This window comes from Chryseobacterium oncorhynchi (assembly GCF_002899895.1).
Classification (GTDB): domain Bacteria; phylum Bacteroidota; class Bacteroidia; order Flavobacteriales; family Weeksellaceae; genus Chryseobacterium; species Chryseobacterium oncorhynchi.
The window spans coordinates 46,774-63,067 of record NZ_PPEI02000005.1; the positions used below are offsets into that span (position 1 = coordinate 46,774).

20 protein-coding genes are annotated in these 16,294 nt (G+C 35.0%); 10 read left to right on the plus strand and 10 right to left on the minus strand.

What is annotated here, in order from left to right; translation table 11 throughout:
• Positions 1 to 7: 7 nt before the first annotated feature.
• Together C1638_RS16005 and C1638_RS16010 are read right to left on the minus strand one after the other, a co-directional pair.
• Positions 8 to 406, minus strand: a complete 399-nt coding sequence (locus C1638_RS16005) for a hypothetical protein (RefSeq protein WP_109622618.1) — start codon at positions 404 to 406, stop codon at positions 8 to 10.
• 170 nt (positions 407 to 576) lie between these two features.
• A complete protein-coding gene (locus C1638_RS16010; RefSeq protein ID WP_109622620.1) occupies positions 577 to 1,395 on the minus strand; it encodes a hypothetical protein in 819 nt (272 codons plus the stop codon).
• A 424-nt stretch (positions 1,396 to 1,819) separates the two neighbouring features.
• Between C1638_RS16010 and C1638_RS16015 the strand changes: the two genes are divergently transcribed.
• From C1638_RS16015 to C1638_RS16030, 4 genes are read left to right on the plus strand one after another with little or no spacing between them, the layout of a single operon-like run.
• Positions 1,820 to 2,449: an NUDIX hydrolase gene (locus C1638_RS16015; RefSeq protein ID WP_076356641.1), complete on the plus strand. Its 630-nt coding sequence runs from the start codon at positions 1,820 to 1,822 to the stop codon at positions 2,447 to 2,449.
• Positions 2,450 to 2,476: 27 nt separating this feature from the next.
• Positions 2,477 to 3,283: a lysophospholipid acyltransferase family protein gene (locus C1638_RS16020; protein ID WP_109622622.1), complete on the plus strand. Its 807-nt coding sequence runs from the start codon at positions 2,477 to 2,479 to the stop codon at positions 3,281 to 3,283.
• Between the two features lie 4 nt (positions 3,284 to 3,287).
• Positions 3,288 to 3,725, plus strand: coding sequence for a hypothetical protein (locus C1638_RS16025; RefSeq protein WP_076356639.1), 438 nt, complete (start codon positions 3,288 to 3,290; stop codon positions 3,723 to 3,725).
• 6 nt (positions 3,726 to 3,731) lie between these two features.
• Positions 3,732 to 5,069, plus strand: coding sequence for a UDP-N-acetylmuramate--L-alanine ligase (locus C1638_RS16030; protein WP_109622624.1), 1,338 nt, complete (start codon positions 3,732 to 3,734; stop codon positions 5,067 to 5,069).
• A gap of 131 nt (positions 5,070 to 5,200) precedes the next feature.
• On the opposite strand, the gene C1638_RS16035 is transcribed toward C1638_RS16030, so the two are convergent.
• Together C1638_RS16035 and C1638_RS16045 are read right to left on the minus strand one after the other, a co-directional pair.
• Positions 5,201 to 6,277, minus strand: coding sequence for an NAD(P)H-dependent flavin oxidoreductase (locus C1638_RS16035; RefSeq protein WP_109622626.1), 1,077 nt, complete (start codon positions 6,275 to 6,277; stop codon positions 5,201 to 5,203).
• Positions 6,278 to 6,594: 317 nt separating this feature from the next.
• Entirely contained in the window at positions 6,595 to 7,470 is an 876-nt protein-coding gene (locus C1638_RS16045) for an aldo/keto reductase (RefSeq protein ID WP_109622630.1), read from the minus strand.
• 378 nt (positions 7,471 to 7,848) lie between these two features.
• Here C1638_RS16045 and C1638_RS16050 point away from each other — a divergent pair, with 378 nt between their 5' ends.
• A complete protein-coding gene (locus C1638_RS16050) occupies positions 7,849 to 8,283 on the plus strand; it encodes a GNAT family N-acetyltransferase (protein WP_109622632.1) in 435 nt (144 codons plus the stop codon).
• Positions 8,284 to 8,751 (plus strand): GNAT family N-acetyltransferase, encoded by a 468-nt coding sequence (locus tag C1638_RS16055; RefSeq protein ID WP_109622634.1) that lies wholly within the window; start codon positions 8,284 to 8,286, stop codon positions 8,749 to 8,751.
• Here the strand turns inward: C1638_RS16055 and C1638_RS16060 are convergent.
• From C1638_RS16060 to C1638_RS16070, 3 genes are all read right to left on the minus strand, one after another.
• Positions 8,725 to 9,624 carry a LysR family transcriptional regulator gene (locus C1638_RS16060; protein WP_109622636.1) on the minus strand — a complete coding sequence of 300 codons (900 nt, stop codon included), beginning with the start codon at positions 9,622 to 9,624 and terminating at the stop codon, positions 8,725 to 8,727. The genes C1638_RS16055 and C1638_RS16060 overlap by 27 nt on opposite strands.
• A gap of 234 nt (positions 9,625 to 9,858) precedes the next feature.
• Positions 9,859 to 10,794, minus strand: coding sequence for an alpha/beta fold hydrolase (locus C1638_RS16065; protein WP_109622638.1), 936 nt, complete (start codon positions 10,792 to 10,794; stop codon positions 9,859 to 9,861).
• 270 nt (positions 10,795 to 11,064) lie between these two features.
• Positions 11,065 to 11,811, minus strand: coding sequence for a metallophosphoesterase family protein (locus tag C1638_RS16070; RefSeq protein WP_109622640.1), 747 nt, complete (start codon positions 11,809 to 11,811; stop codon positions 11,065 to 11,067).
• 190 nt (positions 11,812 to 12,001) lie between these two features.
• Here C1638_RS16070 and C1638_RS16075 point away from each other — a divergent pair, with 190 nt between their 5' ends.
• The 4 genes from C1638_RS16075 to C1638_RS16090 are packed head-to-tail and all read left to right on the plus strand — an operon-like array spanning position 12,002 to position 14,657.
• Complete coding sequence (locus C1638_RS16075; RefSeq protein WP_109622641.1) at positions 12,002 to 12,616, plus strand: NAD(P)H-dependent oxidoreductase; 615 nt, start codon at positions 12,002 to 12,004, stop codon at positions 12,614 to 12,616.
• Positions 12,616 to 12,903, plus strand: coding sequence for a putative quinol monooxygenase (locus C1638_RS16080; RefSeq protein WP_109622643.1), 288 nt, complete (start codon positions 12,616 to 12,618; stop codon positions 12,901 to 12,903). The genes C1638_RS16075 and C1638_RS16080 overlap by 1 nt, the downstream gene beginning before the upstream one ends.
• 2 nt (positions 12,904 to 12,905) lie before the next feature.
• Positions 12,906 to 13,658 (plus strand): type 1 glutamine amidotransferase domain-containing protein, encoded by a 753-nt coding sequence (locus tag C1638_RS16085; RefSeq protein WP_228428187.1) that lies wholly within the window; start codon positions 12,906 to 12,908, stop codon positions 13,656 to 13,658.
• Between the two features lie 15 nt (positions 13,659 to 13,673).
• Positions 13,674 to 14,657, plus strand: coding sequence for an aldo/keto reductase (locus C1638_RS16090; protein ID WP_109622645.1), 984 nt, complete (start codon positions 13,674 to 13,676; stop codon positions 14,655 to 14,657).
• Positions 14,658 to 14,738: 81 nt separating this feature from the next.
• Here the strand turns inward: C1638_RS16090 and C1638_RS16095 are convergent, their stop codons facing one another.
• The 3 genes from C1638_RS16095 to C1638_RS16105 all read right to left on the minus strand — a co-directional run bounded on the left by C1638_RS16095 (position 14,739) and on the right by C1638_RS16105 (position 16,257).
• Positions 14,739 to 15,182: a carboxymuconolactone decarboxylase family protein gene (locus C1638_RS16095; RefSeq protein WP_109622647.1), complete on the minus strand. Its 444-nt coding sequence runs from the start codon at positions 15,180 to 15,182 to the stop codon at positions 14,739 to 14,741.
• Between the two features lie 7 nt (positions 15,183 to 15,189).
• Complete coding sequence (locus C1638_RS16100) at positions 15,190 to 15,621, minus strand: DoxX family protein (protein ID WP_228428189.1); 432 nt, start codon at positions 15,619 to 15,621, stop codon at positions 15,190 to 15,192.
• A gap of 63 nt (positions 15,622 to 15,684) precedes the next feature.
• A complete protein-coding gene (locus C1638_RS16105) occupies positions 15,685 to 16,257 on the minus strand; it encodes a Crp/Fnr family transcriptional regulator (protein WP_109622651.1) in 573 nt (190 codons plus the stop codon).
• Between the last annotated feature and the right edge of the window lie 37 nt (positions 16,258 to 16,294).

Here is a 16,294-nt window from a genome sequence, read left to right on the forward strand (position 1 = left end):
TTGTGTTTTAATAATTTCTCATGAAAACTGTTTTATTGTCTCCCTTTACATTGATCTGAATTCCATCAGAAATACTGTTGCTTCCCGTAATATCAATAATATTATTACTTCCTTGAGCAGTAATGGCAGTTTGGGTTTCTTTATCTGTAAATGAATTGATAAAAAAAAGAGCATTGTAGTCTCCCAACTGTTTTACAGTAATATTAGTTCTTGCATTAAGAGAAAGCTCGGCATTATTATTATTCCCCACCTGAATGATATCGGAATAATAGGAGCTCTGATCAATAGTCTGTCTGGTTATAAGATTGAAGACTGTATTACTATTCACCTTATCCCAGTCGATTTCCTGAGCATGCAATGGCAATAACGCAATTAGAGCTAGAATGCTCCATCTTAAGTTAAACATGGCATTTTATTTTAATTAAAGGTACATTAATAGAGAATTGAAAAAAACACGCCCAGTAGGTACTGATGTAAAATCACTGTTTCCGGTGATATTTTTGGCAGTAAGCCAAAAAAGGAGAAACCACCCTGTAGTTCCTCCTTATTTTTAAAGATTTACAGTATAAAAAGGGCCTAATTGGATTGATTCACAATCATTGAGTTTCCATTACCTACCTGAGTTCCTAGATGGAAGTGAGAATCACCAGTTTGAGTGATCCAGCTAAAGTTACCATTACCCATCTGTAAGTCAATAGCTGTATTGGAATCTCCTAATTGAAATTGGTATAATTGGTTAGCGTTACCAACCTGTACTCCTACGGCAGTGTTATCATCTCCAACCTGAACAACAGCGGCAACGTTATTGCTACCAAATTGAGTATGGTTTGCAACGTTATCATTACCATCCTGATACTGAACAAGGAAGTTGTTAGATCCCACCTGAAGTCCGTCTGCTTCATTTCTTCTTCCTAATTGAACTTGGAAAGCAGAGTTACCAGTTCCTAATTGGATTGCAGAAGCATCATTTCTTCTTCCGTCCTGATACTGAACTACGGAGTTACCTAAACCTATCTGTATTGAAGATGCATTATTTCTTCTTCCGATCTGAGTTTGATCTGTAGAGTTAAGAACCCCAAGCTGCCAAGTTGAAGCAGAGTTTCTGTTTCCCAGTTGGTTTACATTATTTGAGTTGGCAATACCAATCTGATCCACGTCTATTGAGTTTCTGTTTCCGGTACTTACTGCAGTATTCATATTTAAGATACCTACCTGATCAATATCTGCAGTATTACGATTCCCTGTTTGTGTTAAGGAATTAATGTTCAAAAGACCTGTTTGGTCTACAGTAGCTGTATTCAAGTTTCCAGTTTGAGTAGTTACGTCAATATTAAATTGAGCGAAGCTGAAACTCATGGCGATTAGTGTAAACACACCTGCAAGTAAATTTTTCATTTTATTAAAAATTAATTGGTTAATAGTATGACAAAGGTATACTCTGCTCCAATGTGAAAAACCACCATCAAAGTGTAAATTCTAAAAATCACCATATACAGTTTCTAAAGTCACCATTTATGGTTTTGGGGAAGTCATGGATTTCAGTTACGTAAAAACACGGTGTTGATTACCCGAATGGGAAGTCAGCAATGGATCATCAATTCTCTCCAATCCTCAATTTTTTATTATATACTGATTCAACATTCACTTTGCGAAACAAAAATTCACTGTTGATATTTATACGATCTGTTATTATTGACAACAAAGTTTCATTCAACATGAGATTCATCTCAATGCTCTAATCTTCCAATCCTACCCATTACATTGGTTAATTAATGTTAAGGCCCCTATTTCTTCAAGAATATATTGTTAAATTTGAGCTATGGAAAATTTTGGAAAAGATTTATTAAGGAAAATAAAAAGTGTAGAGCTTCCTGGTGAACACGCCCACGGAGTATTCTCACCTCCCTCTCGTCCCGTTTTCACCTATGATGAAGTGCTGGCAAAAAATCCCAAGTTTGCTGCAGTCAACATTGTATTATATTTAAGGGACAACGAATGGTATTTTCCACTGATCCAAAGAACGATTAATGAACACGACAGACATAGCGGGCAGATCTCATTACCTGGCGGAAAGCGCGAGGAAATGGACAGGGACTTTGCTGAAACAGCTGTTCGGGAAACCTCTGAAGAAATCGGGATAGACAAACATTATGTCCGGATTATCAGGGAAATGTCTCCCATCTATGTTCCACCAAGCAATTTCTACGTATATCCTTATATTTCATACACTAAAAAAAATCCTGAATTTATTCTACAACAGAGTGAAGCCGTAGAATCTATCGAGTTCCCTATCACATCCTTTTTAAATCTGTCGGATACCCCTGAAATTATGGCACTTCCAAGTGCGGGAGGACATGAAGTTCCAGTAATTAACTTCAATGGATATATTATCTGGGGTGCTACAGCAATGATATTAAGTGAATTCAGCCAGTTGCTGAAAAAAATGTAACTTTGCACAACCGTGTTTAATTGAGAGATGGCGAAGAAAAATATTTTCACCGATGCATTCGGAACACCTTATTTTTTGAAAAGGTTTATTATTTTTATTTTAGGAGTTGTATCATACAGAAGATTCAACGGCTTTAATAAGTTAAAAATAACCGGTACAGAACACCTTGTGGATCTTCCGGACTCTAACGTACTGTTTGTATGTAACCATCAAACTTATTTTGCAGATGTAGCAGCCATGTATCATGCTTTCTGTGCTGTGAATAACGGATATCTGAATACAATCAAAAATCCAATCTACCTGTTGAATCCAAAGATCGATTTTTACTACGTAGCTGCTGAGGAAACCATGAATAAAGGTATTCTTCCTAAAATCTTCAAAATAGCCGGTGCCGTTACGGTAAAAAGGACTTGGAGAGCTGAGGGAAAAAATGTCAACAGAATGGTAGACATGAGCGAGGTAGATAATATCATGAAAGCACTGGACAATGGCTGGGTAGCCACTTTCCCACAGGGAACAACCTCTGCCTTTGCACAAGGACGAAGAGGTACCGCCAAATTGGTAAAAAACCAGCGCCCTATTGTTATTCCGATTAAGATTAACGGTTTCAGAAGAGCATTTGATAAAAAAGGACTCCGCGTAAAGGTAACCGGTGTAAAACCTACGATGGAATTCAAGGCCCCTCTGGATATTGATTACGATAATGAAAAAGCACCAGAAATTCTATTGAAGATCATGACTGCCATTGAGCAGACTGAAGACTTCAATCTACTACACAATTATGATGAAGAACTTAAAGCTAAAAAATTAGAACAAAAGGACTCAAATAATTAAAATTATGAACAGAATAATTGGAATTTTATTCGCCATCATAGTACTCGTTTCATGTAATAGCCAAAAGGTATATTCGGATTTTGACATCAGTTATTCGAAGAGTGGAGGTTATGCTCCTGTATATGAAAACTTGCTTATCAAAGGGAATAACGTTCATTATTCTTTTGAAGGCCAGGGAAAAAAACATAAAGAAGACTTTAAAATCTCTAATGAGGATTTGAAGAAACTGGATCAGGTTCTTTCCCAAAATAATTTCAGAAGAATACAGGAAGACCGTAAAAAACTTTACGATAATGTTTCAACTTCTATTAATGTGAAGAAAGGTCCGAATGAAGGCAGTAAAACAGATGCCAGCATGATTATTCCAAACTATCAGACAAACTGGAACAACATTCTTGAGGCTTTCCAGCAGATCATTAATACTAATGTTAAAAAACAGTAATTACAATTGAAAACCCACTTCATTGCCATTGGCGGGAGCGCCATGCACAATCTTGCCATTGCATTAAAAGATAAAGGATATCAGGTTACAGGTTCAGATGATGCTATTTTTGAACCCTCAAGATCCAGACTGGAAAAAAAGGAAATACTTCCCCAGGAAATGGGCTGGTTCCCCGAAAAGATCACGTCAGATATTGATGCTGTCATCCTTGGAATGCATGCTCATCAGGACAATCCTGAGTTGGCAAGAGCAAAGGAACTGGGATTAAAGATATATTCCTATCCTGAATTCCTATACGAGCAGTCAAAGAATAAAACCAGAGTTGTTATTGCAGGTTCACATGGTAAAACTACCATTACCTCAATGATTCTTCACGTATTAAACTTCCACCAGAAAGATGTAGATTTTATGGTAGGAGCGCAATTGGAAGGTTTTGACTGTATGGTAAAACTAACACAGGATAATGATTTCATGGTACTGGAAGGGGATGAATACCTTTCCTCTCCTATTGACCTGCGCTCTAAGTTTTTGCTGTATCAACCGAATATTGCTTTAATGAGCGGTATAGCATGGGATCATATCAATGTTTTCAAAACGTTTGATGATTATATTGAACAGTTCAGAAAATTTGTAGCCAGCATTACTGCAGGAGGAGTTTTAGTATATAATGAAGAAGATCCTGAAGTGGTAAAGGTGGTGGAAAATGCTGAAAATTACTTCAGAAAAATTCCTTATAAAACACCTGAATATGAGATCAACAATGGAAAAGTATACTTAAAAACTGAAATGGGAGATGTTCCTCTTTCTGTTTTTGGAGCGCACAACCTGTTGAATCTTGAAGGAGCAAGACATATCTGCCGTCAACTGGGAATTATGGATGAGGATTTCTATGAAGCAATCATGAGCTTTAAAGGAGCTTCCAAGCGTCTTGAAAAGGTTGAAAGAGAAGATAAAGGAACACTTTATAAAGACTTTGCCCATGCACCAAGTAAGGTAAAGGCTGCTGTAAAAGCATTCAAGGAACAGTTTAAGAATGAAAAGAAGTACGGTTTCCTTGAACTTCATACGTATTCAAGCTTAAATCCTATCTTTTTAGAGCAATATGACCATGCAATGGATGGTTTAGAGGAAGCTATCGTATTCTATTCTGAAGATGCTTTAAAAATCAAAAGAATGGAACCAATTTCTCCGGAATTCATTAAGGAAAAATTCAAGAATGAAAATTTAAGAGTTTTCACTAATGCTGAGGATCTACATGCCTATTGGAATACATTAGATAAAACGAATGGGGTTTATCTGATGATGAGCTCAGGAAACTTTGGAGGACTGGATCTTACGAAATAAATTAACTTGAAAATTTGATAATGAGAGCTTTCATGTCAAATTTCTACATACAAACAAAATTCCTTTCAGTAGCTGAAAGGAATTTTTATTTTCTTTAATACTTACAAAATAGGTTTGAAGTATGCTCAACATCATACTGATTTTATCTCGTTCTCCTCAGATAGATCTATGAGGTTTCTCAGAATCTCCTCTGTGGATAATTCACTGTAATCATGAATAGACTGCCCCGCCCAAAGCCCTACAAAATCTATATTTTGCTGATCTTTAGCCGCCTTACGTAACCCATTTGTCAATTTATTCTGATAAGGATAGGGTAAAATATATTCTGTATCTTCAACAACCTCAATGTACTTATTTCTAACCCCTCTGGCATATCGTCCTGAAAAGCTTTTCGTTAAAATAATTTCATCTTCTTTAACCTTTCTAAGTCTCTCTTTTTCAAAAGGCTGTAAAGAACTTTCCTTGGATGCCAGCAAAAGATTTCCCACCTGAAAACCCTTTGCTCCAAGGTCTTTTACCGCACACAAAGTTTTTGCATTATAAATTCCGCCAGCATAGATTAATGGAACATTGACATGATCATAAACCTGCGACAATAAAGACAGGCCTCCAATCTGCAAAACATGGTCAGGATCAAAGGTACCTCGGTGTCCACCAGCTTCTGTTCCTTGTACACAAATGATATCAATTCCTGATTTTTCTAAAATTAAAGCCTCTTTTACTGAAGTGCATGTACCAATAAGCACCACTCTATTTTCTTTTAGCTTTTGAATACTTTCATCATCAAGATTTCCAAAAGTAAAACTCAGAATCTTACAACCCTCTTCAATTATTGACTCTACCTGCTCATGATAACTTCTTATCCTGATGTTTTCAAGATCGGGAAGATTAACTTCAATATTATTTACCTTAGCCAATTGCTCAAGAAATTGCTTAGTTTTCGCAAATTGATCTTTTAAAGTATCGGTTATCTCGGGAATCTGATGTACAAAAATATTGACAGCAAACGGTTTATCCGTAAGAGTTTTTGTTTCCCTGATCAGCTTAATAGATTCATCTGCTGAGAGATCACCCAAAGCCAGTGATCCTAAACAGTTTGCATTTGATGCAGCAGCCGTCATTTGTGGAGTACTCACACCAAACATCGGAGCCTGAATTAAAGGATATTGTATTCCTAATTTTTTACTGATTGTATCCGGCCAAAACATAAGAATAATTTTAATTAAAAAGGTACAAAAAATATGAATCGTTCAGTATCAATAGGATATGATATTACTCACTCCGATATCACTTATTTTATCCAAGCTTGATATTTAAAAAATCCGCGTTATTTGTTTTTATTTTCTCATAATCAAAAGGGCTCATCTGAAAAATGAAGTTAAAATCATGATCAATTAATAATTCAGCAGCTAAAAGTCTTTCACAAAAACCATCATATTGAGAATACGAAAAAATATAGTCACTGTTTAAAGTGACCATATTTTTATCTTCATCGAATCTTTTAGTATAAATCCACATTAAGCTGCTAGATATCTGCTACAGCATTCAGCATCTTCTGCTCCCATTCAGGATCTTTAGGATCAAAGAACAATCTCTTTCCTGTATCTAAAGAACGAACAACATTCATTTCATCTTCTGTCAGTTCAAAATCAAATACATTAAAGTTTTCTTCAATTCTGGATGGAGTCACAGACTTTGGGATTACCACAAAACCTTCCTGCAGATGCCATCTTAAAATCACCTGAGCTACGGTTTTATTATACTTTTCAGCAATGGCTTTTAGTTCTGTATTGCTTAAAAGATTAGCATTTCCGTTTCCAAGCGGGCTCCACGGTTGAGTAATAATATTATTTTCTCTGTCGTATACTTGTAATTCTTTTTGCTGGAATACCGGATGCAGTTCAATCTGATTGATTACCGGTAAAACTGTTGAATTAGCTTTTAATTCCTCTAACTTCTCAACGGTGAAATTACACACCCCAATTGCCTTAATTTTCCCCTCTTTGTACAACTCTTCTAAAGCTTTCCATGTTCCCAGGAAATCTCCGTAAGGCCAATGAATAAGATACATATCAAGATAATCCATCTGCAATCTGTTCAATGTTCTCTGGAATGCACTCTTTGCTTTTTCATAACCATGATCCTGAACCCAAACCTTAGAAGTGATGAATAATTCATCTCTATCTACACCGCTATTTTTCACGGCAGTTCCTACAGCCGTTTCATTCTGATAAATGGCAGCAGTATCAATCATTCTGTATCCGGTTTGGATAGCTTTAATGACTGCATTCTCACATTCTTTCAGGTCTTCCATCTGCCAAACTCCAAAGCCTAAAGCAGGAATGTCAACTCCATTATTTAAAGTTACTACAGGTTGTCCTGTATAGGTTTTCTTTTGCATAAATCTTTATTTTAATTATTAATATAAAGTGATTACACAAATTTGCTACAAAAAATCGGAACTACGACTTACCAATTTTACTGTTTTTTGTTAAAAAATGTTATTTAATAAGCTTTTAAATGCTGTTGAAAAACGCAAAGGCGCAAGGATTTTATTTCTGATAAAATTGAATTCTGCTACTTCCTATTGAAATAATTAAAAAGCCCAAGTCTCGCTTAAAATCTTCGATTTTCTTGTGTCTTAAAAGCAGTATGTTATTTTAAATTCTTTGCGCTTTCGCGTTTTAAACAATTTACACTCAAATCAACCGATATAAAACATGTTTCTAACATCCCACTAATAATCTCTATTTTCCTATTTTTGTATAAATTTCAAATCATGTCACACCCAATCAGACTCGCTAATGCAGAAGATTATCCAAGAATTATGGAAATTTGGGAATCTGCTGTAAAGGCAACACACGATTTTCTTGCTGAAGAAGACTTTAATTATTTCAAGGAAGCTATTCCAAGAGATTACCTGCCAAATCTGGAGGTTTATTTGATTACTGAAAATGATGACGCCAAGGGTTTTGCCTCTGTGGCTGACGGAAACCTGGAGATGCTTTTCATTCACAACGATACTCGCGGAAAAGGCTATGGAAAAGAACTTTATCAGTTTATGAAAGAGAAGACCGGTCTTACCAAAGTAGATGTTAATGAACAAAACCCTCAGGCCATTGGGTTTTATGAAAAAATGGGATTCAAAAAGATAGGAAGGTCTGAGAAAGATGGTTCAGGAAAAGACTATCCACTTATTCATATGAGTCTGTAAATGGAACAATTTACATTTAATAAAATCGCCAAGGATTCGGAAATTCCTTATAAATTACTATTGTTAGCTGACGAAACCACCGAAGCCATTAATCAATATATTTTCAGCTCCGATATCTATCTTTTACATGACGGAACTGAAAATATTGCCGTCATGGCATTGCATAAAAATAATGATGCTGAGCTGGAACTTAAAAACATTGCCGTTATTGAAAGCTATAGAAGTAAAGGAATTGGAAGCATTTTAATCAATAAGGCTAAGGAAATTGCCCATGAAAACAAGTATAAACTCCTTACGGTGGGAACTTCAGATACTGGCTTCCAACAGATCAGGTTTTATGAAAAAAATGGCTTTGTAAAGACCGGAATACGCAAAGATTTTTTCATAGAAAACTATCCCACACCTATTTATGAAAACGGATTACAGATGCGGGATATGGTTTTACTTACCCATTACCTTTCGGAATAGCTCTTTAATATGATCTATTTCTGATTGATAATTTGTTTTTTTCCTACAACCGAAATACAGAGTATTTTCCAGTTTTTTCTTACCCTCCCAAATCAGTTTCACATTTCCGCTTTCTATTTCATTCTTGCATAAAAAATCAGGAACAACAGCCAGTCCGGCTCCTCCTTTCAGACAACGGATGATAGAATTTAAATTCGGGACGATATAATTCGGGCGGAAATTAGGTTTATGACCAAAATTTAGGGTCCAAAACTGGAAAAGATGCTCCATATCTCCGGTGGTTCCATACCATTTTTCATTCTTCAGCCATTCTTCGATCTGCTCTGCATCCCTTGTTTTTAAAACTTTATTGAAACTATTGGTATCAACATCCTTTCCACCTACCAGAATGATTTGTTCGGAAGAAAATGCCTCGTGTTCTATATTCGGTGACGATCCTTTTTTTGGAGTGATGATAAGATCAAGAATTCCTTTATCCAGTTGATCCAGCATCTCAGGATATTCTCCAAAACTGATAATCAGGTTAAAAGGTAAAGTAGAAACATACTGTTCCAAAGTCGTCTGAAAAGTTTCAAAACACATCCCCACACTAATGGTTGGCGTATGTTTTTCTGTAGACTTCTGAAAATTTTTCTCTACATCTTCCAGTTTGGTAATAGGTTCAGCAACTGCATTGAACAATACTTTTCCTCTTTCTGTGGGAATCATCTTCCGGCCAGTTCTATCAAACAGTTTATATCCTACATACGCTTCCAGAGAACTTAAATGCAGGCTTACTCCGGGCTGTGAAATAAACAATGAATCTGCAGCTCCTGTCAATGTTCCAGTTTTATATATGGCTTTAAAAGTACGATACCATTCTAAATTGACCATTATCTAAATTATTAATATTCTGATACAAAATTACAAAATAATTATAATACTGATCGATAACTTAATGAGAGAAGAGAGCTTAAAGCTGGAAGAGAAGAGCTAATATACCTTATACAACAATCATCACCTGACTTTATTGATTTTTTAAATTATTTAATCAAAATAACAACTATAAATAATCCGTATAATAGTAATTTACTGCTTCTTTCTCCCAACTTCTGCCTCTTAATTATATTATTTTAGCATCTGAATGATTGAATTCTGGAACTTTTCCGACTCATCTTTATGAATCTGATGTCCTGAATTTTCAAATAAAACCAAGTCTTTCTTAGGTGCCTTTACTTTTTGGAAATATTCAGTAGTAATTCTGGTAGAGGTTTGAACATCATTTTTACCTACAAAGAAATAAATAGGACAATCTACTTTCTTTAAAGTTTTTGGCAAGTCGATATTCATCACTTCGTTCCATGCAGGTGACCATGTTTTTGACCATTGAAGAAAGCCTTTCTTGAAATCATCAGTTTTTACATATTGCTTCCCATCTTTATAAAAAAGCCATTTTCTTAAATAGAACAGGTCTTCATCTACCTTGAACGGGATTTGTACACTTGCTAATTCTTTAGTGGCAACAGGATCTTCTTTAAAATGATCTTTTAAAATCTGAAGCAATTCTTTCTCGCTCTCTAGTTGACTCACAACAGGATTTACTGCAAAATAAGCATGCAATAGATTAGGATGATTTCTTACGATATAAAAACCTAAAGCATTTCCCCAAGAACTACCCAATAGATATATTTTTTCCTGTTTTAATTCTTTTCTCAGGAAATTGATAACCTGATAGGTATCTTTTCCCATAAGCTCCACTGAAGGCTGAACGGGAGATGGATTTAATTCCAATGTTTTTCCGGCGTCTCTCTGATCCCACTGAACAATGGTAAATTTATTTTTTAAAATATTGGTAAAAGAATCTGCATTTTTCCTCATTGAGCTTCCGGGTCCTCCTGATAAAAAGAGCAGTATAGGCTTGGTAGAATCATCTGTTTTAATGTCTATAGCTTGCTTTATTCCACCAATTTCCGGAGTAAGTAAAGTATCTATTTTTCCTTTGTGTAATTGTGCTATACAAAATACTGATAATAGTAAAAAAATAAAAAGGCTTGTCTTTTTCATGATTTCTAAGATTTTAATTTGATACAAATATCCATCAGATAATTTTCAGAGAAGTCCGAATAAAAATATTCGAACTGATTCCTATAAAAAAATGAGTTCGACTTGCTACAAATTAAAGTTCGAATAGTTACAAACAACTACAAACCAATTAATTACAATATAAATTATGTATGCTTTTTAATAAAGAAAGAAAATAAAATCTTATATGAACTGTTCATGATAGATACAAAAACAACTTTTATTTGTGGATAAAATTTCAATAAAAGAGCATTATAATAACGATACTTTTTCATTTTTTAAAAAGGCAGAGTAATAATCAGGAATATTGCTTTCTTCAATACCACGCACAGTTTCTTCAAGCGGATAAGCTATCTGTATAATTTCTGGAAAAATCTGTTCTTCATCTAATCTTAAAATTAAATAGGAAGCTAATCTGTTCTCTTCTTTCGAACGACCTACAGAACCACAGTTAACTGCCCATTTTCTATTCTCAAACTGTTTTTTAAATGATAAATGAGTATGGCCCATTACAATTAAATCAGCCTTTGAATCTTCCAGCATATTCATAAAAACCTCATCATTTTCCGACTCATATAAATAAGTATCATTGCTTTCCAGACTGGAATGCAACAGTTGAATATTCCAATGCTTATTCCCTATTTTATAGTTTAACTTTAAATGAAAAGGAAGTTCAGCTAAAAATTTTTTATTCTCTTCTGTGATGTATTTCTTAGAATGATCAATAGCAATAAATCTTGCCTCCGTTTCTTCTTCTGAATGCTTACTTAAAGGAAAAACAGGTAAATCAAAAGCGATTCGTTCATCATGGTTCCCCAATAAACATGGGATATTCAAGTTTTTAATTTTTTCTATTACTTCATTTCCCCAAGGAGCAAAATCAACAAGATCACCTAAGCAGAATTTTTGACGGATTCCTCTTTGCTCAATATCATTCAACACCGCATCCAGCGCAGGAAGATTTCCATGCACATCACTAAAAACTGCTATCTGTATCATTATCATTCAATTTACATAACAAATTTACAAGAGAATGATGAGATCAGGATGAACAGACTGCATGACATTTTACATAAATACAAATATTTTAACTATCATTTTTATAATAGATAAGTATTAATTATACTATTTTAATTATACAAACTTCCATCATAACTTTGCAGAGTAAAATTTAAACAATCATAAAAAAATGAAAAAAGTACTAATCATCAACGGAGGACAAAATTTCGGACATTCCGGAGGAAAATATAACCAGACTATTGCAGAAAATACATTAGAAGTTCTTAAGGAATTTGAAAATGTAGAAGTAAAAATAACCAATGTGAGTGAAGAATATAATAAAAATGAAGAAGTTCAAAAGTTTGTCTGGGCAGATTATATTATTTATCATACTCCGATCTGGTGGTTCCAGCTTCCGAATGGATTAAAAAAATATATTGATGAAGTTTTCACTGCAGGTCATGCCAAAGGAATTTACATGAGTGACGGAAGAAATGCGGCCAATCCTGAGATCAACTATGGTACAGGAGGAATGCTTGGTGGTAGAAAATATATGCTAACAACAAGCTGGAATGCACCTGCAACCGCATTTACACTTCCGGGAGAATTTTTCAATGAAACCAGTGTAGATGATGGACCTTTATTTGGGTTCCATAGAATGAACGCCTTTGTTTCATTAGAAAAAATGGAAAGCTTCCACTTCCATGATGTGGAAAAGAATGCTAATATAGAGCGTGATATGAAGCTTTACAGAGATCATGTGAGAAACGTATTTGAAAAAGAATTAAAACCGGAATTAGTATAATGAAAATTCACCTTACAGCAGTTATAAAAGCCAAAGAAGAGCATCAATCAGAAGTATGGGAAGTTCTTCAGAATATGGTAAAAGAAACAAGAAAAGAGGAAGCATGTGAACTGTACAATCTTCATCAGGGAATTGAAGACAAAAACCAATTCGTCTTCTATGAAATCTGGAAAAGTGAAGAGGGGTTAGCACAGCATAACCAACAACCTTATATTCAAGATTTCGGGGCTTTGGTTGATGAAAAACTTCAGGAGAAACCTCAGATTTATATCACTAGCCTTATTTAATCATGAAAAAGACAGCACTTTTATTTCTTACCCTTTTCACCATTGGATTTATTCAGGCACAACATCAAAAATCTACTTCTATGAAAAAGAAAATTTTATTTGTCGTAACCAGCCATGATAAAAAAGGCAATACAGGCGAAAATACAGGATATTATTTAGGCGAAGTTTCTCATCCATGGGAAGTTCTTCACAAGGCCGGCTATGAAATTGATTTTGTGAGTCCGAAAGGCGGAACACCTCCGGTAGACGGATTCGATTTAAAGGATCCTGTAAACAAAGAATTCTGGGAAAACAAGGAATATAAAAACAAAATCGATCATTCTTTACAACCATCACAGGTTAATTCAAATGATTACTCAACCATCTTTTATGCAGGAGGACATGGAGCGATGTGGGACTTTGCAGACAACACAGAATTGGCAGGTATTGCTTCAAAAATCTATGAAAATGGAGGGATTGTAGCAGGTGTATGTCATGGCCCTGCCGGCTTGGTGAATATTAAGCTTAATAATGGGAAATATCTTGTAGACGGGAAAAAGATCAATGCTTTTACCAATGAAGAGGAATCTGAAGTGAAATTAACAGACGTTGTTCCTTTCTTGTTAGAAAACAAACTAAAAGAAAGAGGGGCCAAATTTGAAAAATCAGGACTTTGGCAAAATCATGTGGTTACAGATCAACGAGTAATTACAGGGCAGAATCCACAATCTGCAAAGAGCGTTGGGGAAGCCATATTAAAAGAATTAAATAAATAATTTTATAACAATAAAATGGAATATAGAAAATTAGGAAATACCGATCTTGAACTATCTGTGATTACACATGGAGCCTTTGCAATCGGTGGAAATATGTGGGGAGGAAATGAAAAACAGGATTCTATTAACTCTATTCACGCCTCATTAGATCATGGGGTAACTTCTATTGATACCGCCCCATTCTATGGTTTCGGGTTGAGTGAAGAAATGATAGGACAAGCAATTAAAGGAAAAGACCGTTCAAAAATCCAATTATTAACCAAATTCGGGTTGGTATGGGATGGAAGCAATAAGGGAAAGGGAGAATTTTTCTTTGATGCTGAAGATGACGGAGAAACAGTTCCGGTTTATAAGTTTGCTTCTAAAGAAAATATCATCAAAGAGGTTGAAGAAAGCTTACAAAGACTAGGAACAGATTATATAGACCTTTTGCAACTTCACTGGCCAGACAACACAACTCCTATCTGCGAAACAATGGAGGCTATGGAATTATTGATTCAACAAGGAAAAATCCGTACTGCCGGAGTAAGTAACTATACCGTTGCACAAATGGAAGAAGCCAACAGAACACTGAAACTGGCAAGCAATCAGGTTTCTTATAGTATGTTGAACCGTACTATCGAAAATGATCTTGTCCCTTATTCTTTGGAAAATAATTCTGGAATCATCGTGTACAGCCCAATGGAAAGAGGACTTTTAACAGGTAAATATTTCAAAGAAGACAAATTGAAAGATAATGACCACAGAAACGGTTATTTCTCGCAGTTTGATTTAAATAAAGTAAAAACTTTTCTTGAAAAAATAGAACCTATCGCTCAGGAAAAAGAAGTAAGTCTTTCACAATTGGTATTGAGATGGACAACTCTTCAACCGGCAATTACAGTAGTATTGGCAGGAGCAAGAAATGCACAACAAGCCATCGAAAATGCAAAAGCAATGTCTATAGATCTATCTAAAGAAGAACTGGAATTTATCAATTCGGCTTTACATCAGCTTTAAATTCTTTTTCTATAAACAAATAAAAAGCTCCTTTTGAGGGAGCTTTTTTAATTATCATTTGTTGACAAATAATAAATCTTTTTATTTTGCAATCGGAAGATGTGTGCTCACTGCGATTCTGTTCCATGCATTGATGGTTACAATTGCAATGATGATCTGAGCAATCTGAGCTTCGTCAAAAATTTGTTTAGCCTTTTGATAAGTTTCCTCAGTCAAGCCGTCATGGCTAATCAATGTAATTTCTTCTGTCATCGCCAAAAGCACCTGCTCATCTTCTGTAAAGAAATCTTTTGCTTCTCTCCAGCCTTCCAAAATGAAGATTCTTTGTGGAGTTTCTCCATATTTTAAGGCATCTTTTGTGTGCATATCAAGGCAAAAAGCACATTTATTGATTTGAGAAGCCCTGATCTTAATCAATTCTTTCTGAATATGGCTTAAAGAAATGGTTTGTAAATAACCCTCTAATCCCATCATCGCCTTGTAAGCCGCTGAATCTACTGTTGCAATATTTAATCTTGCGCTCATTATATTATTATTTTTTGGTTAATTGATCTATACTAAAAGAATATCGTTGCTGAACAGCCAGTAAAAGAGCTGCTGCACTTCCCACCCAAACAGAATAATTGAGTGGAGCTTTAGAACCTAATGCAATGGTCATAGACACTGCAAAAATCAGCAATAAAATACTAGTCCCATATGCTGCTATTTTGGTTTTAAATCCTAAAATCAACATCAATGGAAACAGAATTTCCAGAAAGGTGGCTGCATATGCTGAAAAAGTACTCAATGCTTCCGGAAGAAAAAAGGTCAGCTGTCTTGTATATTCTTCAAAACTGGCCATACTTCCCCATGACGAATTTTCTTTGCTCCATAACCCGAACCGGTCTGCCACTGCAGAAAGCATGGTTACCCCGAGAGCAAGTCTTAAAAATAGCTGCGGAAATTGATTTTTCGTATCTGTCATTGTATTGGCTTTTAATAACATGACAAATTTCCGGTTTCTAATCCGTAAAAATCTTAAACTGGTTTAAGAACGTAATTTTGCTCTGATTTCACTCAGATATTCTGGCGTAAAACCCAAAAAGGAAGCAATTAAGTATTGCGGAATTCTTTGGATAAACCAAGGATACAAAGTACTGAAATGCACATAATATTCTTCTTTTGTCATCTCATAAATATAACGGATTCTTTTTTCGGCAGCAGCATAAGCTGTTTGGTATACCATTCTGAAATAGCGTTCCATAATGGGATGCTTTTCCAATAAAAGCTCCTGAGACTGAAAATCAATGGTTAAAATTTTGGAATTCTCTACAGACTGAATATTAAAGCTTGATTTTATCTGTTTTTCAAAAGCAAAAGTATCTGACATCCACCAGTTTTCTATAGCAAACTCCGTGGTTTGTTCTACTCCTTTTTCATTGACAAAAAACTTTCTCAGACATCCTTCCAAAACAAAATACTTCAACTTACAAACATCACCCTCAAGCATCAGGTTTTCTTTCTTTTTTACTTTTAAAACCTGAAAAAAAGAAATGATGGAAGCAAATTCCTCGTCATTGACCGTAATGAATTTATCTAAATGTGCTTTGAAAGTTTCCATTGTAAAATTTAGTAACCAAACTTAACTTTATTTTTTT